Source organism: Amycolatopsis sp. NPDC005961, from assembly GCF_040629235.1.
Classification (GTDB): Bacteria; Actinomycetota; Actinomycetes; order Mycobacteriales; family Pseudonocardiaceae; genus Amycolatopsis; species Amycolatopsis camponoti.
Genome location: NZ_JBEXVF010000074.1, coordinates 19,191 through 43,803 on the forward strand (window position 1 = coordinate 19,191; position 24,613 = coordinate 43,803).

Genomic DNA, 24,613 nt, shown 5'->3' on the forward strand with positions numbered 1-24,613 from the left:
GGTGACCCCCGCCGCCGCTGATCCCACCGAGACGAAACCCCTGCGCGCCGACGCCCGGCGCAACCGGGCACGCGTGCTGGACGCGGCCGAGAGCGTCTTCGCCGCCAAGGGCACCGGGGCGCCCACCGAAGAGGTCGCCCGCGTCGCCGGCGTCGGCATCGGCACCGTGTTCCGGCACTTCCCGACGAAGGAAGCGCTCCTCGAGGCGGTGCTCATCGCGCGGCTGCAGCGGTTCGTCGACGAGGCCGAAGCGGTCGTCGCGGCCGACTCGGCCGATCCGGGCGACGCGTTCTTCGCCTTCCTCGCCAGCTGGATCGAGATGTCCAGCGCGAAGAACGCCTACTTCGAAGCGCTCACCGCGGCCGGGGTGAGCGTCCCGCACGCGAAGTCCGGCATCGGCGAGCGGCTGCTCGGCGCGCTCGGGGTGCTGCTGTCCCGTGCCCAGGCCGCGGGCGCGGTCCGCGCGGACCTCGTGCCGGGTGAGCTGATCACGATCATCATCGGCGTGGCGAAGGCGGCCGAATACGCCGGCCCGGACGCGCGACTGCGCGACCGGGCCGTGACGATCCTCTTCGACGGCCTCCGGCCGTCAGCGGGGGAGCGGCGCTGAGACGAGCGGCTCCAGCGTCGGGCGCTTCGCGGCCATGGTGTCGCCGGACGACTCGCCCTTCACCCGCCGCCGCACCCACGGCAGTGCGTGCTCCCGCGCCCACTGCAGGTTCTCGCTCCGGCGAGCGGCCGGGCTCAGCACCGCGCGCGGCGCCAGCTCCGGGTTGATCAGCGGGTGCTCGACGCCAAGAACCCGCAGGACCTCGATGGCGACCTCGGTGTGCCCGAGCGCGTTGAGGTGCAGGCGGTCCGGCGCCCAGAACCGGCGGTCGCACAGCTGCCGCATCGACCACAGGTCCACCAGCAGCGCGTCGTGGCGGGCGGCGATGCCGCGGACGAGCTCGTTGTAGATCGCCACCCGGCCGCGGATGGCGCGGAACAGCGGATCCTCGACGCCGTCGACCCCGGTGAAGAGGATCAGGCGGGCGCCGGTCGCGCGGACCCGGGCGACCGCGGCCTCGTAGCCGACGAGCATCGCGTCGATGTCGACCTTGGGCCGCATGAGGTCGTTGCCGCCGGCGTAGAGGGAGACGAGGTCGGGCTCCATCGCGAGCCCCGGCTCGAGCTGCTCGCCCAGCACCTGCGGCAGCAGCTTGCCGCGGATGGCGAGGTTGGCGTAGCGGAAGCCGGGCTCGCGCGCGGCGAGCTGCTCGGCGACTCGGTCGGCCCAGCCCCGCACGCCGTTCGGGGCGGCCGGGTCGTCGTCCCCGACGCCTTCGGTGAACGAGTCCCCCATGACCACTAAGCGCTTGCTCATGTCTGCAGTCTAAGCGGCCCCCCGTCGCGTGCCTTCCGCCCGGGGCGGAATCCCTGGCGCACCGCCGCCGGCTGCCGGTACACGGGAAAGATGACGTCCTACGACGCGATCGCCGACTGGTACGAGACGACGTTCCTGCCCGGTCAACGCGACGATCCCCTGGAGATCGGCCCCGTGCTGCGCGACCTCCTCGGCCCCGGCTCCGGGCCGTGCCTCGAACTGGGCTGCGGCACCGGCACCCACGCCGGCCGGATCCGGGAGCTCGGCCGGACGCCGCTCGGCGTCGACATCTCCGCCGGCATGCTGCGCCACGCGTCCGGACGGCTGCCCGTGCTGCGCGGCGACGGCGAAGCACTTCCGGTCGCCACCGGATCGCTGCCCGCGGTCGCGTCTCTCATGGTGCACACCGACATGCCCGCCTACCCGGCGGTGCTGCGCGAGGTGGCACGCGTGCTGGCCCCCGGCGGGGTGTTCGTCCACATCGGAGTGCACCCGTGCTTCTGCGGCGCGTTCGCCGACCGGTCCGACGAGCGGGCCGTCGTCCTCCGGCCCGGGTACCGGGAGCCCGGCTGGACGACGGCGTCCTGGACCGACCGCGGTGTGCGGGACAAGGTCGGTGCCACTCACCGGCCGCTGCCCGACCTGCTCCACGCCGTCCTCGGCGCGGGGCTGGTGTTCGAGCGGTTCGCCGAAGGCGGCGCACCCACGCCGACCGTCCTGGGCTGGCGGGCCGTCAAGCGGTGAGCTGCCGGGCCCGGTGATCGGCGACGTGGACGCGGGTCGCGCAGCGCGTCGAGCAGAAGCGGCGGCGGCCGTTGCGGGAGGTGTCGACGTACGCCGTTTCGCAGCCTTCGCGTCCGCAGATGCCGAGGCGGTCCGGGGCCTCGCACACGAGGTGGGCGAGGCCGCCCGCGGTGTAGGCGCGGACGCGGCCGACCGGGCCGGCGTCTTCGGCGGAGTAGTGCAGGTGGGGCGGCTTGCCGTCGTGGGTGGTGATGTACGGCCGGCACGCGGCCTCGGCCAGCAGGTCGTTGACCAGGCCCGGACGTTCCGCCGGGTCGGCGGCGAACACCGGCCGCAGGAGGTGGGCCCACGCGGCGATCCGCGCGGCTTCGTCGTCGGTCAGCCCGGCGATGGACATGCCGTTGCGGACCATCCCGCCCAGCAGCTCACTCGCGGACCCGGCGTTCACCAGGTCGGCCGCCACGAGCGCGGCCGCGCCGCCGTAAGGGTTGAAGTGCACAAAGTCATTACACCACGATCGAGGCATGGACGGAAACCGTTGCCCCCGCTGCGGCTGGCCGCTCGCCGAACTGCCGGCGACCGCGGCCCGGCCCGCCACCCACCGGCTCGACTACGTGCGCTGCGTCTGCGGCAGCTGGCTCGCCCGCCTCGACGGCGAAGTCGTCGGCGCGACCCGGGCGCCTTGACGGTCGAGACGAGCACGCCCGCCGCGTTGTCGGGGCTGGCTCGCCTCGGTGGCGACGGTCGCTGGCGCTGCCCCGGCGCCTGACTCAGAGGTCGAGCACGCCCGCCGCGTTGTCGTTCCACTGGTCGACCCGGCGGATGTACTCGTACAGCGCGCGGCTGCCGCGCACCCAGCGCCCCTGGTCGGCGATCGCGAGGTCGTCGGCGCCGGCGCGGCGGGCCTCGGTGGCGAACCCGGACCGCAGCGAATGGCCGGTCACCGGGTACGGCAGGCCCGCCCGCACGCCGGCCCGGGTAAGGATCTGGTTGACGCCGGTCGTGCTCAGCGCGGGCTCGCCGACGTTGCCGTGCCGGTCGACGCGGCGGAACGCGGGCCCCTCGGTGATCCCGGCGCCGGAGCGCCACGCGTGCCACGCCCGCACCGGGTCGGTGTCGGGGCTCTCGCGCCGCGGGACGACCATGTCGCCGGAGCTCTTGCCGTGCCGCACGGTCACCGCCAGGCCCCGGTCGTCGACCGGTTCGACGTCGGTGACCAGCAGGTTCGCCAGGTCGGAACACCGGGCGGCGATGGGAAAACCGATCAGGAGCATCGCGCGGTCGCGGGCGCCGGCGAGGGTGTCCGGGCAGGCCCGGGACATCGCCCGCAGGTCCGTGAGCGTGACCATGGTGGCCTTGCCGCGGCCGCGCTGGATCCCTTCCCGGGCCAGCCGCTGCCGATAGCCCTTCAACGCGCGCCACGCGGCGCGGCTCGCTTCGGGGTCGACGACGACCTTGTGGTGCCGCAGCCCGGCGAGCGCGCCGGTGAGCCGCCGTTCGATCGTCGACGGGGCCGCCGGCGCGGCCCGCTCCGGCACCTCCGGCACGGCGCGTTCGTCCGGACGTAGCGTGCGGCCGCGTTCGAGCCACACGACGAACCCTGTCAGCGCGCCGATCGACGCCGCCAGCGGCGGGATCCCGGCTTCGGCGGTGTAGTCCTGCCACACCTGCCAGTCCTGGGCGTAGGCCTTGAGCGTGTTGGGCGGCCGTTGCTCGTCGACGTGCCGGGCGGCGGCTTCGTCGAGCAGCGCGAGCCGGTCCTGCGGGCTCGCGGCGGCGAGGGCGGCGTCGGTCACCGGTTCGAGCTCGGGCACGCGCCGAGGTTACGGGACACCGGTACTTTCACCGGTCAGGCGTGTCGATCCGGGCGTGTGCCGTTCGTATGAGGGGCGAGACAGCGAAAGGGGCCGACGTGAAGCAGTACCTGCTCAGCATCTACCAGCCCGACGGGCCGATCCCGCCGCCGGAGGTGCTCGACGACGTGATGAAGAAGCTCGACGCCCTCAACGCCGACCTCAAGACGGCCGGGGCCTGGGTGTTCGCCGGCGGCCTGCACCCGCCGTCCACCGCCACCGTGCTGCGGGCCGCCGACGGCGACACGCTCATCACCGACGGTCCCTTCGCCGAAGGCCGGGAACACCTCGGCGGGTTCACGATCATCACCGCGCCCGACCTCGACGCCGCGCTCGCCTGGGGCAGCCGGCTCGCCGACGCCGTCGCGCCGCTGCCGGTCGAGGTGCGGCCGTTCGCCGGATGAGCGTCGAGGACGTCTTCGCCGCGGAGTACGGCCGTGCGGTCTCGGTGCTGGTGCGCGTCTTCGGCAGCATCGAGGTCGCCGAGGAAGCCGTGCAGGACGCGTTCGCCGAGGCGGTCCGGCGGTGGCCGGCCGACGGGGTGCCGCCGAGCCCGGCGGGCTGGATCATCACGACCGCCCGCAACCGCGCCATCGACCGTCTCCGCCGGGAAGCCGCCCGGCAGGACAAGCACGCCCAGGCGGCGTTGCTGCACGCCGAGGCTGAGCCTCTCGAGGAGGGCGCCGTGCCCGACGAACGGCTCCGGCTGATCTTCACCTGCTGCCACCCCGCGCTGGCCCGCCCCACGCAGGTCGCGCTGACGCTGCGGCTGCTCGGCGGCCTGACCACCGCGGAGATCGCCGGCGCGTTCCTGGTCGCCGAGCCCACGATGGCCCAGCGGATCGTCCGAGCGAAGAACAAGATCCGCGACGCGGGCATCCCGTACCGCGTCCCGCAGGACGCCGACCTCCCCGCGCGGCTGTCCGCGGTGCTGGCCGTCCTGTACCTGATCTTCAACGAGGGCTACACGGCGAGCGCGGGGGAGGACCTGGTCCGCGACGACCTGTGCCGCGAGGCGATCCGCCTCGCCCGCGTCCTGGCCGGGCTGATGCCCGACGAGCCGGAGGTCTGGGGTCTCCTGGCGCTGATGCTGCTCATCGACTCCCGCCGCGCGACCCGCACCGGCGCCGATGGCGCCGTGGTGCTGCTGACCGACCAGGACCCAGCCCGGTGGGACGCGGAGCTGGTGGCCGAGGGCCAGGAGATCGTCCGCCGCTGCCTGCGCCGCAACCAGCCGGGCCCGTACCAGATCCAGGCGGCGATCCAAGCCGTCCACAGCGACGCGCCCACGGACTGGTCCCAGGTCAAGGCGCTCTACGACCAGCTGCTGGCCCTCGCGCCGACGCCGGTGGTGGCGCTGAACCGGGCGGTGGCGGTCGCCGAGGTCGACGGTCCCGGCACGGCGCTGGCCCTCGTCGAGGAGCTGGATCTCGGGCGGTTCCCGCTGTTCCACGCGATCCGCGCGGACCTGCTGGACCGGGTCGGCCGGAGCGGCGAAGCGGTGACGGCGTACTCGGCGGCGATCGAGCTGACGCACAACGCGGCCGAAAGGGCGCTGCTGGAACGGAAACGAGCCTCAGCGGGCGCCGGGTGACAGCACGTAGGAGAACCGGCGGACCCGCGGGACCCACGTCTGGAAGACGCTGACGTCGGGCAGCGTGACGGCCGGCGCCAGCTCGGCCAGGCTGCGGTGGAGGTGTTCCCACTGCGCTGCCTCGTCGGCGGAGATCCGGCCCACCGCCTCGCTTTTCCAGTGGTCCTCCCGCTCCACCGGCCGCAGGCGCCCGACGAAGTCGCTCCACGACGTCTCGGGCGCCGTCTTCAGCAGCGCGTCGGCGAACCGGCCGAGCAGGCGACCGTGGGCGGTGCACGTCCCGAGCAGCACGACCACCGCCTCGTACTCGCCGGCGAGGAACGTCGAGGCGTCGGAGAGGTCCCGCGTGGCCCGGAGCATGCGGTAGAGGTTGATGAGGCGCTTCGCGTCCCGGGGCGTGTCGACCAGCGGATCCAAGCGGGAGAGCAGGGTGATCTCCGGATCGGTCAGCGGCCGCGGGATCTCGGGTGGCCGCCCCGGGTCCAGCTGCGCGGCCACCTGTGAGCCGGGCTCGACCGGGATGACCGGCGCCGGGCCGCCCGCCGGGGCCACGACGCCGGTCGCCTCGTCGTGCTCCGGGGCGGCCGGACGCCGCTCGCCGGTGTCGGCGGGCGGGGTGTCGATCATCGACCACAGCAGCTGCTGCAGGCTGCCCGCCGGCATCCGCGGCAGGACCAGCGGGATGTTGAGGATCTTCTCGAGGTAGTCCTCGGGGGTCACGTGCCAGCCGTCCGCCCGCACGACGGCGTCCCCTTCGATCAGCCGGTCGTAGTGGGTGCTGAGCGACCGCAGCAGCCACCGCGGGTCCACGCCGACGACCACCACGAACAGGTCGAACGCGAGCAGCAGGTGCACCGCCTGCAGCACGTCCACGACCTGCTGGGGGCTGCACCGGTCGAGGTCGTCGATGTAGAGCACGATCCGGTCCAGCGGACGGGCGCCGTCCTCGCCGTCGGTGGCCGGAGCGGTCATCAGCGCGACGAGCTTCTCGAAGTCCTTGCGGATCGTGGAGATCAGGCCGAGGTTGCCCCGGTAGTCCTCGCCGCGGGACCGCTCGGCGAGGAAGGCGTACAGCCGCCGCCCCGGGGTCAGCTCGGTGAGCTGACGGCCCAGCTCCCCGATCCGGGTGACCACCTCCGCCAGCTGCCGTTCGGCGATCTGCTGGTCGACGTCGGCCTTGCGCAACGCGAGCAGCTCCTGCTGGGCACCGGCGTCCAGGCCGTCGTGCAGGTCTTCCGCGAGCACGCGCAGCCGGCGCAGGCCCGTTCGGGCCGCGCTCACCAGCTTCAGCCCGGTGGCGGCGAGGCCGGCGAACACGACGCCGACGCCGGTCAGCCAGGCCCGCACGTCCGGGACGACGGCCGCGAGGGCCACGCCGGCCAGTAGCACGACAGCCGCGGCGATCAGCGCGGTCTTCCCGTGGCGGTAGCGCGCGATCCGGCCCAGTGCCGCGGTTTCGCCGTGCGTCCCGCGCATTTCGGCGGCCAGCAGCTTGCCCTGGTCGGCCAGGTCATCCACGCCGAGCTTGCGCCACAGCCCGTCGTACTGCTCGTGGAACGCCCGCGACTTCCGCAACGCGCGCAAGAGGTTGCCGGCTCGCACCCTGCGGTCCCGTTCGGCGTCGCCGATCCGGCGCTTGAGCGCGGCGGCCTCGGCCTGGGCGCGTTCGGTCACCGCCGTCAGCTGCTTGCGCTGCTCCAGCTCGGCCGCGAGCTGTTCGCGCAGCCGCGCGCCTTCGCGGAGCCGGGCCTGGTGCTCGGCGTCCGGCTCACCGGGGCGCCGGGCGGGTTCGGAGAGCTGGCGGAAGATCTCGTCCCCGAGGCTGGCCCAGAGGTTCGCGTCGGCGTAGTGCCAGGCGTTGAAGCCGACCTGCGCGATCTTGGCGCAGTGGCCGGGGGTGCCTTCCAGGGCCTTGACCTGGCCGCGCAGCATGCCCATGAAGAAGCTCTTGCCCGAGCCCCACTCGCCGAAGACGCCGATCGACAACGGCAGCGGCGTGTCCTTCGCGGCGATGACCGTGGCCAGCATCGAGACGTACGGTTTCACGCCCAGGTGGTCGTGGGCCAGCGGGATGCTTTCGTTCGGGTCGACCAGGTCCCGGGCGACCCCGCCGGCGAGCTGGTCGTCGGAGAACACGGGCACCCGGGGGCCGGACGGCGGGTCGGCGGTCCGCTTGGGCTCGAACGCCGCCGCGCCGGGGACGTCGGCCGCCCACTGTTCCTTGATCGCGTCGATGTTCATGCCGTAGTCGGAGAAGAAGACGACCTCGCGGACGGTCGACTTCGCGGCCAGCGCGCCGCGGATCAGCGCGCGGGCGGCGACCCGGGGCTCGAGTCCGAGGCGCCCGGTGGCGAACAGCGGCAAGGCGACGGCGGTCGCTCCGGCGCCGGCCACGGTGGTGATCACGGCGGTGGTCGCGGTCGTGATCGCGTCCGGTGTCGGCTCGCCGCGCATCCCGGCGGCGTGGGGTGTCGCCAGGACGGCCAGCCGCACCCGCACCATCCGGCCGGCGGTGTGCGCGCTCAGGTCCAGCAGCGCCGGCGACTCCGGCGTGACGGACTTGAGCGGGACCGATCCCCAGGCGACGTGGGGGAACTCCTCCTGCATCGCGTCTCCGACGCCGCCGAAGGTGGCACCGACCGAGATCGCCAGCGCGTCGACCGGCAGCTCCCACGGTTGTTGCGTCAGCGCGACGGCGTAGGAGACGCCGTCGACGGTCTGGAGCGGAACCACGTCACCGAACTCCTGAGCGCTCATCGGTTCCTGACTCGTCGGGAAGGGGGTCTCCGTTACTACCAGATCGGGCCCTGCCCAGTTTTCGCGGAGCGATTCGGATCGTCGGGCTCATCTGGGTTTGGATATGTGACCTTATCCAAACCCAGAGCACCAGATCACTATCTTTAGATTTTGAACAGTTAGTTCTAGTTCTGATCAGAAGCTTTGATAAGCTCTCGATCATGACGGAAGATGCAGGTCAGCCTCGGGTTTGCGAGTACCGGCGCTGTGGGGCGCCGCTGCCGCCGGCGGTGGGGCGGGGGAGCCGGGCTCGCTTCTGCCAGGACGGGAAGACCTGGGGGCGGCGGAACCTCACCTGCCGAGACGCCGAGGCTGTCCTGTCGGACGCCGAGTCGCTGCGGGAGAGCGACACCGAACTGGACGACACCGCCGTCACCGCCCTCGCCGGGCAGGTCGACCGGGTGCTCGAACCGGCGCGGGGGCTCGTCGAGACGCTCACGACCCTGCGCCATCAGCTGGAAGCCACCACGGCCACCGCGCTCGCCGAACGGGACGCCGCCTTGGCCGAGGCCGACGACCACCGCCGGCAGCGGGGGCTCGCCGAAGCCGAAGCCGCCCAAGCGAGGGATGTCGCCGACGCGGCCTCGAGGACCGCGGCCGACGCCGTGCAGGAGAAGGCCGCCGCCGTCCAGGAGCGGGACGAGGAACGCGTCGCCCGGCGGGCCGCGCAGCAGGAGCAGCAGCGCGTCGAAGGGCATTTGGCGGCAGTGCGGGACGAGCTCGGCCGGGTCGCCGAGCGGGCCGACGCCACCGCGACCCTGGCCGGCGAGCGCGCCGCGGTGATCGCCACCCTGACCGCCGAACTCGCCGCCACCCGGGAAACCCTCGGTGCGGAACGCGACCGCGGCCGGGACGCGGAGGCCCGGGCCGAGGCCGCGGTCCGGCGGCTCGACGCGGCCGAATCCCGGGCCGACGCCGCTGTCGCGCGGCTCGACGCCGCGCACGCGGAGCTGACCAAGGCAGCTACTGCCCACCAAGCCTCCCTGGACCAGGCCCACAAGGACGCCGAGGACCGGCGCGCGGCCTTCGACCGGCGGCTCGCCGAGGTGCAGGCGGCGCACGAGCAGACCGTCCGGTCCATGCACGAGGCCACGACGAACCTGAACGCCGAACTCCGCAGCAGCGCCGGCCGCGCCGACAACGCCGAACGTGCGCTGACCAGGGCACTCGCCGTCCTCCGGGAGATCCCGGACGCGCAACTGCCCGAAGACGTCGCGGCAATGCTCAAGTAACTACTTGACTATTGGCGTCGGCCGCGCATACTTAAGTACATGCTTGACCATGAGCTGGACCTGGTGTTCCGCGCCCTGGGCGATCGGACGCGGCGGGCGCTGGTGGAGCGGCTCGTGCGCGGGCCGGCGTCGGTCAGCGAGCTCGCCGAGCCGCTGACCATGTCGCTCGCCGCCGTCGTGCAGCACCTGCAGGTCCTCGAGGCCGCCGGGATCGTGCGGTCGGAGAAGGCCGGCCGCGTCCGCACCTGCCGGATCGAACCGGAGATGCTGCGCGCCGGCGAGCACTGGCTGGGCCGGCAGCGCACCACGTGGGAGAGCAGGCTCGACCGGCTCGGCGACTTCCTCGCCGAGCCGCCCGATCCCTCGGAAGGGAGCACGACATGACCGTCAAGCACGCCACGTTCACGCTCGAACGCACCTACCCCGTCCCGCCGGCGCGGGTGTTCGCCGCGTGGTCGGAGCCGGCCGCCAAGACCCGGTGGTTCGTCCCCAGCGGGACCCACGAACTGGACTTCCGCGTCGGCGGCCGGGAGACGGTCGAGGCCGCGGGGCCGGACGGCACGCCGTTGTCGGTGCTCTCGCGCTACCACGACATCGTGCCGGACCAGCGGATCGTCTACTCCACGACGCTGAGCGGCGGGGACTCGCTCGCCACGGTCTCGATCACGACGGTGGAGCTGATCGCCGACGGCGACGGCACCCGCCTGGTCCTGACCGAGCAGGACACCCTCCTCGACGACGCCGAGAAACCGGAGTGGCGTGAGCAGGGCACCGGCGACTGGCTGGACCGGCTCGGCGAGGAGCTGAAATGACCCCGGAGCTGCTCGTCGAATCCCGGGTCGCGGCCGTCGCGGCGAAGGACGTCGAGACGCTGGTGGCCCAGTACGCCGAGGACGTCACGCTGTTCGACGCGCTCGGGCCGTTGCGCGACACCGGCCAGGACGTCGAACGCGCCCGGCTGCGGGAGTGGTTCGGCGCTTACCGCACCACGATCGACCTGCGGATCGAGGACCTCGAGGTGGTCGCCGACGGCGACGTCGCGTTCGCGCACTACCTGTTCCAGGTCCGCGGCACGATGACCGACGACACGGTCGTGGACATGTGGGTGCGCGCCACCGTCGGGTTCCGCCGGGGCGAGGACGGCTGGAAGATCGTCCACGAGCACAGTTCCGTGCCGTTCACGCCGTCCGGTACCGCTGGGGACTGACGCCGAACTCGCGTTTGAAGGCCGCGCTGAGGGCGAACGCGCTGCCGTAGCCGACCTGGTGGGCGACCGCGCCGATGGTGGCGTCCGGTTGCTGGCGCAGCAGGTCCGCGGCGAGCGCGAGCCGCCAGCCGGCGAGGTAGGCCATCGGCGTCTCGCCGACCGTCGTGGCGAAGCGCCGGGCCAGCGCGGCCCGGGAGACGCCGGTGTTGGCGGCGAGCTTGGCGACCGTCCACGGCTCGCCCGGCTGGTGCTGCAGCAGCCGCAACGCCTGTCCGACGACCGGGTCGTCGTGGGCGCGGTACCAGGCGGGCGCGTCGGTGTCGGGCCGGTCGAACCACGCGCGCAGCGCGGCGATCAGCAGCAGGTCGAGCAGCCGGTCGAGGACGGCCTCCTGCCCGGGCACGTCCCGGCCGATCTCCCCGGCGAGCAGCCCGACCAGCGGGGTCGGCCAATCGGCCGCCCGCAGCACGATCAGCGTCGGCAGCGCGGCCAGGAGCTTCTTGCTGATCTCGCCTTCCATGCCGTAGGTGCCGGTGAGCAGCACGACCGGGCCGCCGGTGCCCCAGGTGCGGACGCCGAGGTCGGCGTACGCGGTGAGGTGCCCGCCGTCGGGGGTGCGGCACTCCTGGCCGGGCAGGATCAGCGCCTGCGGCGGCGTCGCGGGGTGGTCGGCGACCAGGTACGGGTCGGGACCGCGGGCGATCGCGACGTCGCCTTCGCCCAGCAGGACGCTCTCGCCGTCGTCCGGGACGATCCACGCTTCGCCGCGCACGACCGACACGACGGTCAACGGCGCTTCGTCCTCGATGCGCAGCGACCACGGCGGCGTCAGCACCGAGCGCAGCAGGAACGCGCCGTGGGCGCGGGGGCCGTCGAGGAGCGCGGCGAGCGGGTCCATGCCCGAAGTGTAGACGCTGGAACATGCCATCGAGGCTTTGAACTATGGAGAGTCTCACCGGCAGCCGGTTGACTCAGGGCCATGACAACGAACTTCCTGGTGGTGGGCGGCACCGGCAAGACCGGGCGCCGCGTGGCGGACCGGCTTCGGGAGCGCGGCCTGCCGGTGCGGATCACGTCGCGGCGCGGGGCGCCGCCGTTCGACTGGACCGACCGTGAGACCTGGGCACCGGCGCTGAAGGGCGTCGACGCCGTCTACCTGACCTACTACCCCGATCTGGTGGTGCCCGAGGCGGCCGCTGACATCCGCGCGTTCGCCGAACTGGCCGTGGCGCGGGGCGTCGGGCACCTGGTGCTGCTTTCCGGCCGTGGCGAGGAGGAAGCCGAGGCGTGCGAACGGATCGTCGCCGACGCCGGGACCGGCTGGACGGTCCTGCGGTGCAGCTGGTTCGCGCAGAACTTCAGCGAGCACTTCCTGCTCGACGCCGTGCGCGGCGGGGAGATCGCGCTGCCGGCGGGCACGGTCACCGAGCCGTTCGTCGACGTCCGCGACATCGCCGACGTCGCGGTGAAGGTGCTGACCGAGCCGGGCCACACGGGACGGCTGTACGAGCTGACCGGGCCGCGGCTGCTGAGCTTCGCCGACGCGGCCGCCGATATCTCGGCCGCGTCGGGGCGGGATGTCCGCTATGTTCCGGTTTCCGCGCAGGAGTACGCCGCCGCGGCCGTCGAGTACGGCGTGCCGGAAGAAGAGGCCGGGGCGCTGACCGAGCTGTTCGCGCGGGTGCTCGACGGCCGCAACGAGTCGGTGACGCACGACGTCGAACGGGTGCTGGGGCGGCCGGCGACGGATTTCCGGGACTTCGCGCGGGACGCGGCGGCGACCGGGGTCTGGGCCCGGTGAAGGGGAAGGAGAGACCGATGTCCACTGTGGTGCTGGTGGCCGCGCTCGTCGCGGCCGGATTGCTCGCCGGGTTGTTCTACGCCTACGCGTGCTCGGTGATGCCGGGTCTGGCGCGCGGCGACGACAAGACGTTCGTCGAGGCGATGCGCGGGATCAACGTCGCGATCGTCAACCCGGTCTTCATGCTGACGTTCCTGGGCGCCCCGCTCTTGGCGGGGGTGGCGATCTTCCTGAACCCCGGGCCGCGGCCGTGGGTGATCGCCGGGTTCGCGTGCCTGGTGGCGGTGCTGGTGATCACCGGGGCGCTGAACATCCCGCTCAACAACGCGCTGGAGTCCGGCGGGGACGACTTCGCGGCGGTGCGCGCGCACTTCGAGGCGGCGTGGGTGCGCTGGAACGTGCTGCGCGCGGTGGTGAGCACGGCGGGGTTCGGCTGCCTGGTGGCCGCCGTGCTCACCAGGAACTGAGTCAGTCCGCGAGGCGGAAGAGCAGGTCGGTGACCCACTGGCTCGGGTCGGGCACCTCCAGGGGGTTGGTGCGCAGGACTTCCAGGCGGCCACCCCACTCTTCGCCGTCCGCGCTCTCGGTCACGTCCCAGGTGACGCCCTCGGCGGCGCCCCAGGCCAGGACCTCCGCGGTGGCGGCGGCCAGGCCGTCGGGGGCGCCGACGTAGGTGTCGAGGACGTACTTCCCGGCCGGGACCTCGCCGAGGAAGGCCGGTGCGGCGGGGGCGAACTCGCCGTCGACCGGGACGCCGGCCTCGACGGTGAACCGCGGGCCGGGGTGCAGCACGCGGTAGCGGAAGAACGGTGCTCCGGCCGGGACGATCCCGTGGCCGGCGAGGGTGCCGATGAGCGGCGGCAGCCGGTCGGCGATGCGCGGGAACTCCTCGATCCCGAGGGTGGCGCGCTCGGCGACGTAGCGCTGGGCCGGTCGGTCCACTATGGACGGCATCAGGGTTCCTCCGGGACGAAGATCGGGCGGACCTCGATACTGCCGTAGGTCGCGGCGGGGTGCTTGGCCGCGATCTCGAGGGCTTCGTCGAGGTCGTCGGCTTCGAGGACGACGTAGCCGCCGATCTGTTCCTTGGCCTCGGTGAACGGGCCGTCGGTGAGCAGCACTTCCCCGTCGCGGACGCGGATGGTCGTGGCTTCCGACGGCGGGCGCAGGCCGCCTCCGCCGTGGATCTTGCCGCGGCGGGCCAGGTCCTCGCCCCAGCCGTCGCACCCGTCGTACTGGTGGGACTCGGCGGTTTCGTCGCCGGCGATCATCAGCAGGTACCGCATTCAGCGTCCTTCCAGTACTTCGCGCAGGCGCGCGGCGAAAGCTTCCGGCTCGGTGGCGAACCCGCCGTGGTCACCGGGGAACTCCGCGGCCGTGAGGCCGAGGTCGGCGGCGAGCCCGAGGCCGGTTTCGTGGGCCGTCGTCCCGCCGGACTTCTCACCGACGGCGACGACCAGTCGCACGGACGTCGCCCGGAGGGCGCCGAGATCGGGTTCGTAGGCGCCGGTGGCGGCCATCAGGTGCCGGAAGAAGTAGGTGAAGTTGCCTTCGCCGCGCGGGTCGAGTGGTGGCGCGGGGTCGACGCCCACGAGGGCCATGAACGCGGGGAAGGCGGCGTCGAGGCCGTTCTCGCGGAACAGCGCCGGGATGTCGGGGCCGTCGAGGGCCGCGGCGGGCAGGTAACGGCTGACCGGCGGTTCGTGCAGCACGACCGTGCGGACTTCACCGGGGTGGCGCACGACGTGGTCGAGCATGGTGACGGCGCCACCGCTGCTGGCGAACACGTCCGCGGGGCCGACTTCGGCGAGCAGGCGGTGCACGTCGTCGGCGTGCTCGCGGATGATGTCGTCCCCCGGCTCCCCGTCGAGGGGGCTGCGCCCGAGGCCGCGCGGGTCGAACGTGACGACGGTGTGGTCCTCGGCCAGCACCGGCCGGATGTGGGTGAACACGGCGGCGTCGGCGGGGCCGCCGGGGACCAGCAGCAGCACCGGGCCGCGGCCGGTGACGTCGTAGGTGAGGGTGGCGCCGGGGACGGCGAGGGTGGTCATGGGCTTTCCTCCGGTGGTCGGGGTTCGCCCGACCGACGAACGGGATCGGCCGGGACCGACACCGCTTCGGAGATTCTTCGCGTGAGGTAGGCGCGTTCGGCGTCGGTGGGCGCGAGATCGCGGGCGGTCGCATACCACTCGGCGGCTTCGGCGTGGCGGCCGAGGCGGCGGAGGAAGTCGGCGCGGGTGGCGGGCAGCAGGTGGTAGCCGTCCATGGTCAGGTCGTCGAGCAGCGCGAGCCCGGCGAGGGGGCCGTCGGCCATGCCCACGGCGACGGCCCGGTTGAGCTCGACGACGGCGCTGGGGACGTGCTTGCGCAGTTCGCCGTAGAGGCCGGCGATCTGCGCCCAGTCGGTGTCGGCGGGCCGGGCGGCCGTGGCGTGGCAGGCGGCGATGGCGGCCTGGATCTGGTACGGCCCCGGTCGTCGCCGGCGCAGCGCGGTCTCCAGGATCCGGGTGCCTTCGGCGATTTCGCCCGCGTCCCACCGGGTGCGGTCCTGTTCCTCGAGCGGGACGAGCTCGCCGTCGGCACCGGCCCGGGTGGCGCGGCGGGCGTGCTGCAGGAGCAGCAACGCGAGCAGGCCGAGGACCTCGGGCTCGTCGGGCATGAGCTGCGCCAGGACGCGGGCGAGCCGGACGGCTTCGGCGGCGAGGTCGGGGCGCAGCAGGTCGGGCCCGGCGCTGGCGGAGTAGCCCTCGTTGAACGTCAGGTACAGCACGCCGAGGACGGCGGCGGTGCGTTCGGGCAGCAGGTGCGCGGGCGGGACGCGGTACGGGATGCCGGCGTGGCGGATCTTGCGCTTCACCCGCACCAGCCGCTGGGACATCGTCGCTTCCGGGACGAGGAAGGCGCGGGCGATCTCGGCGGTGGACAGCCCCGCCAGGGTGCGCAGCGCGAGCGCGACCTGGGCTTCGGTGGCCAGTGCCGGGTGGCAGCAGGTGAAGATGAGCCGCAGCCGGTCGTCGGTGACGCCGCTGTCGTCGCTGTCGGGTTCTTCGCGGACGTGCATCTGGGCGGCCTCCCGGAGCTTGGCGGCGCCGGCGGTCTCGCGGCGGAGCCGGTCGGTGGCGCGGTTGCGGGCGGCGGTGGTCAGCCAGGCGCCGGGCCGCTTCGGGACACCGTCGCGGGGCCAGGTGCGCAGGGCGAGGGCGAACGCTTCCTGGGCGCACTCCTCGGCGAGGTCCCAGTCGCCGGTGATCCGGATGAGGGTGGCGACGACCTGGCCCCACTCCTCGCGGAACGCCTCCGCGACCGCGCTCTCGACGTCCACCGCTGCTCCTTCCGCCGGGTCACCCACCCGACGAACGGCCGGGTCCGGGACCGACAGCCGCCGCGTGACAGGCGCCGAATCCCTCGGCGCGGGCGACGATCCGGCCGCCTTCGACGCGGACGGCCGTCTCGGTGGCATCGCTGACCGCGGTGACGCCGGCGGCCGCGGCGAGCTCGCCGGTGGTGTCGCAGACCAGCCGCAGCAGGGGCCGGGCCGGCGGGGCGATCGCCTGGTCGAGGCAGCCGCGCAGGTCGGCGACGGCGAGCCGGGCCAGCGGGGCGAGTTCGCCGGGGTCGCTGGTGACGAGCACGGCGGTGACATCGGCGCCGGTGCGGACGGCTTCTTCGAAGGCGGCGGCGCGGTGCAGGCCGAGGATGGTGACGACGCCGTCGCCGGGCCGGAACGGTTCGCCGGTGAGCAGGTCGGTGACCGTCGGCGGGGTCCACGGCTCGTCGGCGGGCCGGGGCTGGCTCGTGATCGGCGGGACCGCCGGCCAGTCGTCGTCGAGGTCCAGGTCGAGCAGGGCGGTGCAGGCGGCGACGATGTGGAAGGGCTCGCCGAAGCCGGGCGCGGCGGCGGCGAGCTGGCTCGCGCCGTGCAGCGTCGTGAGGGCGGCTTCGGCGACGCGGACCAGGCGCTTTCCCGGGCGCGTCCGTTCCAGGGCGAGCCCGAGCAGGATGGCGTCGACGCGCATGAGCTGTGCGAACGGCCGGCGCGTGTGCTCGTCGGCGAGGATCTCGGGTAGCAGGTCGCGGCCGAGGCGGGCGTCGCCGCTGTCGGCGTCGGTGGCCAGGGGGAGGTGGGCGACCCAGGCGCGGGCGAACGCGGCCAGGACGTCGGCCGCACTCGGATCCGGCGGCGGGGTGGCGTAGCGGGGCGCGCGTTCGGCGAGGTCGGCCAGTACCGCGAAGTACAGGGCCCGTTTGCCGGGGAAGTTGGAGTAGACCGCGCCGCGGGTGAGCTCGGCGCGTTCGGCGATGACGTCGATCTTCGCCTCGCGGAAGCCGCGTCCGGCGAACTCGTCGCGGGCGGCGGAGAGGACCTTCGCGCGGTTGCGTTCCTGGGTCTCGGTCCTGCTGAGCCTGACCATCGTCCTCCTTACCGCGGCGTCGGGAGTCAAGATACCGTGACCACTGAGATGATTATAACATCTGATCTGAACATGTGGAGTGGCGGATGACCCCCGAGATCGACCTGACCGACTTCAAGGTCCTGACTGACCCGTTCACCGCCTACGACCAGGCGCGGGAGACGAGTGCGCTGGCCAAGCTCGTCATCCCCGGCTTCGGCCCGTTCTGGGCGCTGACCCGCTACACCCAGGCGCGCGCGATGCTGGCCGACCCGCGCTTCGAGGTCCGGGCGGAGAGCTTCATGCGCCCGCCCGGCATCCCCGAGCACTGCCTGGAGTACATGCGGACGATGGCCGAGCAGGACGGGCCCGAGCACCTGCGGCTGCGCCGGCTCGTCGCGCCGGCGTTCACCCCGAAGCGCGCCGCCCAGCTGCGCCCGCGGCTGACGGTCCTCACCGAACGGCTGCTCGACGAGCTGCCCGCCCGCGCCGAAGACGGCGTCGTCGACCTGATCCCGCACTTCGCGCGGCCGCTGCCGATGGACGTCATCTGCGAGCTGGCCGGCATCCCGGACGCCGACCGGCCGCGCTGGCGGGGGTACGGCGCCGCGGTCGCCAGTGGCATGGGCGCGGACTTCGCCGCCGCGATCCCGGAGATCATCGCGGGCGCGCGGGACGCGGTCGCGCGCAGCCGGGCCGAACCGGGCGACGACCTCATCGGCGACCTCGTGCGCGCCGAGGACGACGACCGGCTCACCGACACCGAGCTGGTGACGCTGGTCTGGCACCTCGTGCTGGCCGGTCAGACGCCGGTGAACCTGGTCGCGAACGCCGTCGAAGCCCTGCTGCGGCACCCGGACCAGCTCGCGGCCTTGCGCGCGGACCCGGCGTTGTGGCCGGGCGCGGTCGAGGAGCTGATGCGCTTCTGCAGCCCGCAGCTGCTGACCACGCCGCGGTTCGCGCGGGAAGACGTCGAGATCGACGGGCAGCTGATCCGTGCGGGCGAGCGCGTGACGGCCGCGATGGTGGCCGCCGACCGCGACCCGCGCGCGTTCGCCGATCCGGACCGGCTCGACGTCACCCGCGATGGGCCGGCGCAGCTGGGGTTCTCCCACGGCCCGCACTTCTGCCTGGGCGCGTCGATCGCCCGGGTGGAGACGGAGGTGGCGCTTTCGGCGCTGTTTTCCCGCTTCCCGGATCTCGCGCTGGTCGTCGACGACGTGCCGCGAGCGCCCGACGGCGGGACCTGGCGCCCCGCGAAGCTACCGCTGACGCTCTGACACCAGCGCCTCGATGCCGTCCAGGATGCGGGCGAGGCCGAAGCGGAAGGTGTAGGCCGGGTCTTCGGCGGCGTTGTGGGCTTCGCCCGCGGCCTGGCCGACGCGGGAGGCCAGAGGGTAGTGCGCCGCGTCGGCGGCCGGGATGCCGGCCAGCACCGGCGCGGCGCGCTCCCACCACTGGGCGTCGGTCAGGCCGCTGGTGCGGACCAGCCGGGCGGCGTCGAGGGAGCTGCGCGCGGTGGTGCGGACCAGGCCGGTGACCAGGCTGACGGCGGCGTCCATCTCGACGTCGTCGAGCCCGATGCCGTCGACCGCGCGCAGCTCGTGTTCGTACTTGGCGAAGCTGTGCGGGCCCAGCGTCGACCGGCTGGTGGTGACCTGCAGCAGCCAGGGGTGGCGGTGGAAGAGCGCCCACAGGTCGTCGGCGATCGCCGTCAGCGCCGCGCGCCAGCCGAGGTCCGGGTCGGGGACCGGCAGCTCGCCGTGGACGTGGTCGATCATCAGGTCCAGCAGCTCGGCCCGGCCCGGCACGTAGGTGTAGAGCGACATGGGGGAGACGCCGAGCTGCTCGGCGACGCGGCGGATGGTGACGGCGTCGATGGTGTCGGCGTCGGCCAGCGCGACCGCCGAGCGGACGACGTCGGCCGTGGTCAGCTTCGGTTTCGGGCCGCGCCGCGGGGTCCCCGGGACGCCCCAGAGCAGCTCGATCGCCCGTCGTGGGTCGCCGCCGTTCTCCTCTGTGCTCACGCCGGTCATTCTGCCCACCTGATTTTCGTACGCCGTACAGAGTTGTGCTACGCTCTACTTCGTACACTGTACAGAGTAAAGGGGGAGGATGACTCCGCAGATCCACGCCGAGGGACTTCGCAAGCGCTACGGCGACGCGTACGCCCTCGACGACTTCGCTCTCTCGGTCCCGGCCGGCTCGCTGCACGGCCTGCTCGGACCCAATGGCGCGGGCAAGACCACGGCCGTCCGCGTGCTGTCCACGCTCCTGCGTCACGACGGCGGCACCGCGAGGGTCGCCGGCTTCGACGTCGCCACCGAATCAGCGAAAGTGCGGTCCTCGATCGGGGTGGTCGGGCAGCAGGCCGCCGTCGACGAGCTGCTGTCCGGACGCCAGAACCTGGTGCTGTTCGGCCGGTTGCACCACCTGGGCCGGCGCGAGGCCACCCGCCGCGCCGACGACCTCCTGGAGCGGTTCGGCCTCGCCGGCACCGGGGCGAAGCCGGTCTCGGCCTACTCCGGCGGCATGCGGCGGCGGCTGGACCTGGCCGCGTCACTGCTGGCCGCCCCGCGGGTGCTGTTCCTCGACGAGCCGACGACCGGGCTGGACCCGCGCAGCCGCGTCGAGGTCTGGCGGGCGGTGCGGTCCCTGGTCGCCGACGGCACGACCGTGCTGCTCACGACGCAGTACCTGGAGGAGGCCGACCGGCTGGCCGACCGCATCTCGCTGGTGGAACACGGGCGCGTGATCGCCGAGGGCACGCCGGCCGAGCTGAAGGGCTCGCTCGGGGCGACCCGGATCGAGCTGGTGCTGACCGACCCGGACGCCGCCGGCGCGGCGGCGGCGCTGCTGGCCCGGGTCACCGGCGCCGAGCCGGTCACCGAGGAGCTGCGGGTGAGCGCACCGGCCGAGCCGTCGATGCTGACCGACGTCGTCCGCGAGCTGGCCGCGACCGAGCTGGCGTTCGCCGACGTCGCGCTGCGGCATCCGACGCTCGACGAGGTGTTCCTGGAGCTGACGGGGAAGGTGTCGCGATGAGGTGGGCGGTCGAAGACGGGTGGACGCTCACGCAGCGGTACCTCGCCCACCTGGCGCGGCGGCCGGCCCGGCTGGCCACCGTGGTGGCGTTCCCGATCCTGATGGTGCTGATCTTCGCCTACCTGCTCGGCGGCGGGATGACCGTGCCCGGCGGCGGGTCCTACCGCGAGTTCCTGATGCCGGGGATGTTCGCGATGACGATGGCGTTCGGGCTGTCGGGGACGATGATCGCGGTGCTGGACGACGCCGCGAAGGGCGTCACCGACCGGTTCCGGTCGCTGCCGATGGCGCCGTCGGCGGTGCTGACCGGCCGGGTGGTGGCGGACCTGGTGAACGCGGTCCTGGCCCTGGCGGTGCTGATCGGCTGCGGGTTCGCCGTCGGCTGGCGGCCCCACGGCAGCCTGGCCGAGACCGTGGTGGCGTTCGCGTTGCTGCTCCTGCTGCGCACGGCGCTGGTGTGGGCCGGGATCTACCTGGGCCTGCTGACGACCGACCCGGCGATGGTGACGCTCGCGCAGACCCTCGAATTCCCGTTCGGGTTCCTCTCCAGCGCGTTCGTGGCGACCACGACGATGCCGGCGTGGCTGGGAACCGTGGCGGAGTGGAACCCGTTGTCCTCCACGGTGACGGCGACGCGGGTGCTGTTCGGCAACCCGGGCGCGGCCGGGACGTCCTGGGTGAGCACGCACTCCGTGCTGATGGCGGTGGGGTGGCCGCTGGTGCTGCTCGCGGTGTTCGTGCCGCTGTCCGTGCGCCGATACGGGAGGCTGGGGAACTGAAGATCGACTTTCGGCCGGGCGAACCGCCACGAGCGGGACGCCTGGTCATTGACGGCCGGGCGCTGTCCATTGTGGATGGATTGCCGGAGCTGCTGGGCGGCACCGACGGGTTCTGGGCGACCGCGGCGCAGGCCGCGCTGCGCCTGGTCGCGGCGGGACGGCTGCTGCCAGGCGTCACCGAGGCCGGCCACGACGCCTGGCGCGTCGGACCCCTCGAGCCGGCGGAAGCCGCGTGGCTGCGGGATCTCGCGGCCGCGATGCCGGTCGACGAGCGGGCGCCGGGCCCGCTGCTGCGGGCGTTCCTCGACGCCGTCGCCGACACACTGCCCCGCACGCCCGCCGCGGCGAAGGCAACCGGGACGCGGTTGTTCGCCGCCGTCGCGCCGCAGCGCGCGGAGTCCGTGCGGGACTGGGCCGGCGAACTGGCCGCCGGCCTCGACTCGGGCATCCGGGTGTCCCTGCGGATCGAAGCGCCCGGCGGCTTCGACACCGGCCGTTTCCACGCCGTCGTCCAGGTGCACAGCCTCGCCGACCCGGGTCAGGTCGCCGACGCGACGCAGCTGTGGGAGACCGGGCGGTTCGGGCCGCGGGCGCGCATCGACGTCGTGCTGGCGCTGCGGCGCGGCGCGCAGGTGTGGCCGGCGCTGAGCCCGTTGCTCACCTCGGCCGTGCCGGACGACCTGGTCCTGGGCGAAGACGACGTGACCGAGCTGGTCGCGTCCGCGGCCCCGCGGCTGGCGGCGGTGGGCATCGACGTGCACTGGCCGGCGGAGCTGGCGGGGTCGCTGACCGCGCGGGCCGTGGTGACCGCCGGGGACGCGCCGGGTGACCTGCCGTCGTTCTTCGGCGGCGGCCGGGCGCTGGAGTTCGACTGGCAGCTCGCCCTGGGCGGCGAGGTGCTGACCGAGGCGGAGCTGGACGCGCTCGCCGAGGCCCGCCGCCCGGTGGTGCGGCTGCGCGACCGCTGGGTGCTGGTCGACCCGGCACTGGCGGCGAAGGCACGCGAGCGGACACTCAAGCCGCTGACCCCGGTCGACGCGCTGGGCGCGGTGCTGACCGGGACCACCGAGGTCGACGGCGAGCCGGTCGAGGTCGTCACCGAGGGCTGGCTCGCACAGCTGAAGGAACGGCTGTCCGCGCCGCCGGAACCGCAGGCGCCGCCGGCCGGGCTGGCCGCGACGCTGCGGGACTACCAGCTGCGCGGCCTGCAGTGGCTGGCCACGGTGACCGGCCTGGGCCTCGGCGGCTGTCTCGCCGACGACATGGGCCTCGGCAAGACGGTCACGCTGATCGCGCTGCACCTGCACCGCGCTTCGGGGGCGACTCTCGTCGTCTGCCCGGCGTCGCTGCTGGGCAACTGGGAACGCGAGATCCGCCGGTTCGCCCCGGGCGTGCCGGTGCGGCGTTTCCACGGTGGCGCACGCTCGCTCGAGGACCTCGACGGATTCGTGCTCACCACCTACGGCACGCTGCGCACCGATCCCGCGCCCCTGGCCGGGATCCGGTGGGGTCTGCTGGTCGCCGACGAGGCCCAGCACGTCAAGAACCACCGGTCGGGCACGGCGAAGGCGCTGCGGCTGGTGCCCGCGGCCGCGCGGGTCGCGCTGACCGGCACGCCGGTGGAGAACACGCTCTCGGAGCTGTGGGCGATCCTCGACTGGTCGGCGCCGGGCCTGCTGGGTTCGCTCGGCGAGTTCCGGACGCGCTGGGCGAAGCCGATCGAGGCCGGGGACGCCGCCGCGGCCGAACGGCTTTCGCGGTTGCTGCGGCCGTTCCTGTTGCGGCGCCGCAAGTCCGACCCGGGGATCGCGCCGGAGCTGCCGGCCAAGACCGAGACCGACCAGCCGGTGGCGCTGAGCCCGGAACAGGCGGCGCTGTACGAGGCGGTCGTGCGGGAGATGATGGCCGGCATCGCCGCGAGCGACGGGATGGCGCGGCGCGGGCGGATCGTCAAGCTGCTGACCGCGCTCAAGCAGATCTGCAACCATCCGGCGCAGTACCTCAAGGCACCCGGCGGCCGCTCCGGCAAGCTGGAACTGCTCGACGAACTGCTCGACACCATCCTCGCCGAAGACGGCGCGGTGCTGGTGTTCACCCAGTACGTCGCCATGGCCCGGCTGCTGGAGCAGCACCTGGCCGCCCGCGGGATCGGCACGCTGCTGCTGCACGGCGGCACCCCGGTCGCGCGGCGCGAAGAGCTCGTCGAGCGGTTCCAGGCCGGCGAGGTGCCGGTGTTCCTGCTGTCGCTCAAGGCGGCGGGCACCGGGCTGAACCTCACGCGCGCCGACCACGTCGTGCACTTCGACCGCTGGTGGAACCCGGCGGTGGAGGACCAGGCGACCGACCGGGCGTACCGGATCGGGCAGACCCGGCCGGTGCAGGTGCACCGGCTCGTCGCCGAGGGCACGGTCGAGGACCGGATCGCGGCGATGCTGCGGGAGAAGCGGGCGCTGGCCGACGCGGTGCTGGCCGGCGGCGAGGCGGCGTTGACGGAACTGACCGACACCGAGCTCGCGGAGCTCGTCGAGCTGAGGAGCCGCGGATGAGCGAGGACCTGGTGCGCGGTTTCCCCGCGTTCGGAGCCGCCGGGGCGCGGGGACGCTTCGCGAAGTCGTGGTGGGGCCGGGCGTGGCTGAGCGCGATGGAGGACACCGCGCTGGACCTGCGTCAGCTCAAGGCCGGCCGCCGGTACGCCGCGGCCGGGCTGGTCGGGCCGATCACGGTGAGCCCGGGCCGGATCGCGGCGACGGTGGACGACGTAGATGGCGGCCCGTTCCGCACCGAGCTGCGACTGGCCGAACTGTCCGAAGTGGACTGGACGCGGTTCCTCGACCGGGTCGCGTCACGCGCGGGACACCTGGCGGCCCTGCTGGACCGGGACATGCCGCCCGACCTGGTGGCCGCGGCCGACGACGCCGGCGTCCACCTGCTGCCGGGGATCGGCGACCTGGACCCGGAGTGCGACTGCGCGGGCTGGGAGCTGCCGTGCCGACACGCGGCGGCGTTGTCGTTCCAGGCGTCGTGGCTGCTGGACGCCGACCCGTTCGTGCTGCTGCTGATGCGTGGCAAGGGCGAACGGGAGATCCGCGACGAGCTGGAGAGCCGCACGGCGCCGCGCGAGGACCTGGTCGTCGAGGACCGGACGCCCGGCGAGCTGCCGGACCTGGCCGGGTTCCGGCCGTCGGGCGCACCGTCGATCCCGTCCGCGCCCGGCATGCCCGCGGAGACGTTCGCGCTGCTGGCCGCGAACGCGTCGGCTCAGGCCCGGGCGCTGCTGGCGGGCGAGCCGTGGCCGGGACGGCGGCAGGACACGATCCGGCTGGCTTCCGCGTTTCCCGCGGTGGCTTCGCGGCTGGGCGAGGGACCCGAGTTCGAACGGGCCGTCGCGGCGTGGACGCACGGCGGGCACGCGGGCCTCGAGGTGCTGGACGCGCCGTGGACACCGCCGAAGGCGGCACTGGCCGCCGCGCGGACCGCGCTCGCCGACGTCACCGACGACGAGCCGGTGTTCGACCGCAACCGGTGCACGGCCGGGGAGGTGCAGGTGCGGCTGGACCGCCGGGGCCGGTGGCACCCGTACCGGCGCGAAGGCGGCGAGTGGTGGCCCGCGGGCCCGCCCGAACTCGATCCGGGACTGCTGCTCGGCTGAGACCTCCGCTCGGGGGCTTCTTCACGCGGTGACCCCGCATCCGGCCAGGGATTTTCGTGGGATCACGCCGTATCCAGGGTGATCCTCCTTGTCTCCTGTCCGCGACGGCGGGGTGACCGCCGGGCCACTGGGGGTGCGGGCGCGCGAGGCTGCCTC

At 73.7% G+C, this 24,613-nt stretch carries 27 protein-coding genes; 16 read left to right on the forward strand and 11 right to left on the reverse strand.

Going from position 1 to position 24,613, the window contains the following annotated elements:
• Position 1: 1 nt before the first annotated feature.
• Positions 2-610, forward strand: a complete 609-nt coding sequence (locus ABZ342_RS40765; RefSeq protein ID WP_360485069.1) for a TetR/AcrR family transcriptional regulator — start codon at positions 2-4, stop codon at positions 608-610.
• Here ABZ342_RS40765 and ABZ342_RS40770 read toward each other — a convergent pair.
• Entirely contained in the window at positions 590-1,366 is a 777-nt protein-coding gene (locus ABZ342_RS40770) for an SGNH/GDSL hydrolase family protein (protein WP_360485072.1), read from the reverse strand. The genes ABZ342_RS40765 and ABZ342_RS40770 overlap by 21 nt on opposite strands.
• 90 nt (positions 1,367-1,456) lie before the next feature.
• Here ABZ342_RS40770 and ABZ342_RS40775 point away from each other — a divergent pair, with 90 nt between their 5' ends.
• The gene (locus ABZ342_RS40775) at positions 1,457-2,110 is read left to right on the forward strand and encodes a class I SAM-dependent methyltransferase (protein ID WP_360485075.1); all 654 of its coding nucleotides are present in this window, start codon (positions 1,457-1,459) and stop codon (positions 2,108-2,110) included.
• Here the strand turns inward: ABZ342_RS40775 and ABZ342_RS40780 are convergent.
• Positions 2,100-2,609, reverse strand: coding sequence for a CGNR zinc finger domain-containing protein (locus tag ABZ342_RS40780; protein ID WP_360485078.1), 510 nt, complete (start codon positions 2,607-2,609; stop codon positions 2,100-2,102). The genes ABZ342_RS40775 and ABZ342_RS40780 overlap by 11 nt on opposite strands.
• A 25-nt stretch (positions 2,610-2,634) precedes the next feature.
• Here ABZ342_RS40780 and ABZ342_RS40785 point away from each other — a divergent pair, with 25 nt between their 5' ends.
• Positions 2,635-2,796, forward strand: coding sequence for a hypothetical protein (locus tag ABZ342_RS40785; RefSeq protein WP_196425386.1), 162 nt, complete (start codon positions 2,635-2,637; stop codon positions 2,794-2,796).
• Positions 2,797-2,880: 84 nt separating this feature from the next.
• Here ABZ342_RS40785 and ABZ342_RS40790 read toward each other — a convergent pair whose 3' ends face one another.
• Positions 2,881-3,924: a site-specific integrase gene (locus ABZ342_RS40790; protein WP_360485081.1), complete on the reverse strand. Its 1,044-nt coding sequence runs from the start codon at positions 3,922-3,924 to the stop codon at positions 2,881-2,883.
• Positions 3,925-4,022: 98 nt separating this feature from the next.
• On the opposite strand from ABZ342_RS40790, the gene ABZ342_RS40795 reads away from it, so the two are divergent.
• Positions 4,023-4,367 carry a YciI family protein gene (locus ABZ342_RS40795; RefSeq protein ID WP_360485084.1) on the forward strand — a complete coding sequence of 115 codons (345 nt, stop codon included), beginning with the start codon at positions 4,023-4,025 and terminating at the stop codon, positions 4,365-4,367.
• Positions 4,364-5,557, forward strand: a complete 1,194-nt coding sequence (locus tag ABZ342_RS40800; protein ID WP_360485087.1) for an RNA polymerase sigma factor — start codon at positions 4,364-4,366, stop codon at positions 5,555-5,557. Before ABZ342_RS40795 ends, ABZ342_RS40800 begins: the two co-directional genes overlap by 4 nt.
• Here the strand turns inward: ABZ342_RS40800 and ABZ342_RS40805 are convergent.
• A complete protein-coding gene (locus tag ABZ342_RS40805) occupies positions 5,540-8,314 on the reverse strand; it encodes a P-loop NTPase fold protein (protein ID WP_360485090.1) in 2,775 nt (924 codons plus the stop codon). The genes ABZ342_RS40800 and ABZ342_RS40805 overlap by 18 nt on opposite strands.
• Positions 8,315-8,514: 200 nt before the next feature.
• Between ABZ342_RS40805 and ABZ342_RS40810 the strand changes: the two genes are divergently transcribed.
• Genes ABZ342_RS40810 through ABZ342_RS40825 form a run of 4 tightly spaced genes read left to right on the forward strand, consistent with a single transcriptional unit; the run spans position 8,515 to position 10,792 of the window.
• A complete protein-coding gene (locus ABZ342_RS40810; protein WP_360485093.1) occupies positions 8,515-9,585 on the forward strand; it encodes a hypothetical protein in 1,071 nt (356 codons plus the stop codon).
• 39 nt (positions 9,586-9,624) lie between these two features.
• Positions 9,625-9,969, forward strand: coding sequence for a metalloregulator ArsR/SmtB family transcription factor (locus ABZ342_RS40815; protein ID WP_155544021.1), 345 nt, complete (start codon positions 9,625-9,627; stop codon positions 9,967-9,969).
• Entirely contained in the window at positions 9,966-10,397 is a 432-nt protein-coding gene (locus ABZ342_RS40820; protein WP_360485095.1) for an SRPBCC family protein, read from the forward strand. Before ABZ342_RS40815 ends, ABZ342_RS40820 begins: the two co-directional genes overlap by 4 nt.
• Positions 10,394-10,792, forward strand: a complete 399-nt coding sequence (locus ABZ342_RS40825) for a nuclear transport factor 2 family protein (RefSeq protein WP_360485098.1) — start codon at positions 10,394-10,396, stop codon at positions 10,790-10,792. Before ABZ342_RS40820 ends, ABZ342_RS40825 begins: the two co-directional genes overlap by 4 nt.
• Here the strand turns inward: ABZ342_RS40825 and ABZ342_RS40830 are convergent.
• On the reverse strand, positions 10,764-11,690 hold the full coding sequence (locus ABZ342_RS40830) for an AraC family transcriptional regulator (protein ID WP_360485101.1): 927 nt from the start codon (positions 11,688-11,690) through the stop codon (positions 10,764-10,766). The genes ABZ342_RS40825 and ABZ342_RS40830 overlap by 29 nt on opposite strands.
• A gap of 81 nt (positions 11,691-11,771) precedes the next feature.
• Between ABZ342_RS40830 and ABZ342_RS40835 the strand changes: the two genes are divergently transcribed.
• Complete coding sequence (locus tag ABZ342_RS40835; protein ID WP_360485104.1) at positions 11,772-12,593, forward strand: NAD(P)H-binding protein; 822 nt, start codon at positions 11,772-11,774, stop codon at positions 12,591-12,593.
• A gap of 17 nt (positions 12,594-12,610) precedes the next feature.
• Complete coding sequence (locus ABZ342_RS40840) at positions 12,611-13,060, forward strand: anthrone oxygenase family protein (protein ID WP_360485107.1); 450 nt, start codon at positions 12,611-12,613, stop codon at positions 13,058-13,060.
• A 1-nt stretch (position 13,061) separates the two neighbouring features.
• Here ABZ342_RS40840 and ABZ342_RS40845 read toward each other — a convergent pair whose 3' ends face one another.
• Genes ABZ342_RS40845 through ABZ342_RS40865 form a run of 5 tightly spaced genes read right to left on the reverse strand, consistent with a single transcriptional unit; the run spans position 13,062 to position 17,005 of the window.
• Positions 13,062-13,547 carry a GyrI-like domain-containing protein gene (locus ABZ342_RS40845; RefSeq protein WP_360485110.1) on the reverse strand — a complete coding sequence of 162 codons (486 nt, stop codon included), beginning with the start codon at positions 13,545-13,547 and terminating at the stop codon, positions 13,062-13,064.
• Positions 13,547-13,879: a YciI family protein gene (locus ABZ342_RS40850; protein WP_155544028.1), complete on the reverse strand. Its 333-nt coding sequence runs from the start codon at positions 13,877-13,879 to the stop codon at positions 13,547-13,549. The genes ABZ342_RS40845 and ABZ342_RS40850 overlap by 1 nt, the downstream gene beginning before the upstream one ends.
• Positions 13,880-14,644, reverse strand: a complete 765-nt coding sequence (locus ABZ342_RS40855; RefSeq protein ID WP_360485114.1) for an alpha/beta hydrolase — start codon at positions 14,642-14,644, stop codon at positions 13,880-13,882.
• A complete protein-coding gene (locus ABZ342_RS40860; RefSeq protein ID WP_360485117.1) occupies positions 14,641-15,915 on the reverse strand; it encodes a sigma-70 family RNA polymerase sigma factor in 1,275 nt (424 codons plus the stop codon). Before ABZ342_RS40860 ends, ABZ342_RS40855 begins: the two co-directional genes overlap by 4 nt.
• Positions 15,916-15,934: 19 nt before the next feature.
• Entirely contained in the window at positions 15,935-17,005 is a 1,071-nt protein-coding gene (locus ABZ342_RS40865) for a TetR/AcrR family transcriptional regulator (protein ID WP_360485120.1), read from the reverse strand.
• 86 nt (positions 17,006-17,091) lie between these two features.
• On the opposite strand from ABZ342_RS40865, the gene ABZ342_RS40870 reads away from it, so the two are divergent.
• Positions 17,092-18,264 (forward strand): cytochrome P450, encoded by a 1,173-nt coding sequence (locus ABZ342_RS40870; RefSeq protein ID WP_360485123.1) that lies wholly within the window; start codon positions 17,092-17,094, stop codon positions 18,262-18,264.
• On the opposite strand, the gene ABZ342_RS40875 is transcribed toward ABZ342_RS40870, so the two are convergent.
• Positions 18,247-19,020 carry a TetR/AcrR family transcriptional regulator gene (locus tag ABZ342_RS40875; RefSeq protein ID WP_360485126.1) on the reverse strand — a complete coding sequence of 258 codons (774 nt, stop codon included), beginning with the start codon at positions 19,018-19,020 and terminating at the stop codon, positions 18,247-18,249. The genes ABZ342_RS40870 and ABZ342_RS40875 overlap by 18 nt on opposite strands.
• A 79-nt stretch (positions 19,021-19,099) precedes the next feature.
• Here ABZ342_RS40875 and ABZ342_RS40880 point away from each other — a divergent pair, with 79 nt between their 5' ends.
• From ABZ342_RS40880 to ABZ342_RS40895, 4 genes are all read left to right on the forward strand, one after another.
• Positions 19,100-20,029 (forward strand): ATP-binding cassette domain-containing protein, encoded by a 930-nt coding sequence (locus tag ABZ342_RS40880; RefSeq protein WP_360485129.1) that lies wholly within the window; start codon positions 19,100-19,102, stop codon positions 20,027-20,029.
• On the forward strand, positions 20,026-20,808 hold the full coding sequence (locus tag ABZ342_RS40885; protein WP_360485132.1) for an ABC transporter permease: 783 nt from the start codon (positions 20,026-20,028) through the stop codon (positions 20,806-20,808). The genes ABZ342_RS40880 and ABZ342_RS40885 overlap by 4 nt, the downstream gene beginning before the upstream one ends.
• A 71-nt stretch (positions 20,809-20,879) precedes the next feature.
• Positions 20,880-23,354 carry a DEAD/DEAH box helicase gene (locus tag ABZ342_RS40890; RefSeq protein WP_360485135.1) on the forward strand — a complete coding sequence of 825 codons (2,475 nt, stop codon included), beginning with the start codon at positions 20,880-20,882 and terminating at the stop codon, positions 23,352-23,354.
• On the forward strand, positions 23,351-24,457 hold the full coding sequence (locus tag ABZ342_RS40895; protein WP_360485139.1) for an SWF/SNF family helicase: 1,107 nt from the start codon (positions 23,351-23,353) through the stop codon (positions 24,455-24,457). Before ABZ342_RS40890 ends, ABZ342_RS40895 begins: the two co-directional genes overlap by 4 nt.
• Positions 24,458-24,613 lie beyond the last annotated feature (156 nt).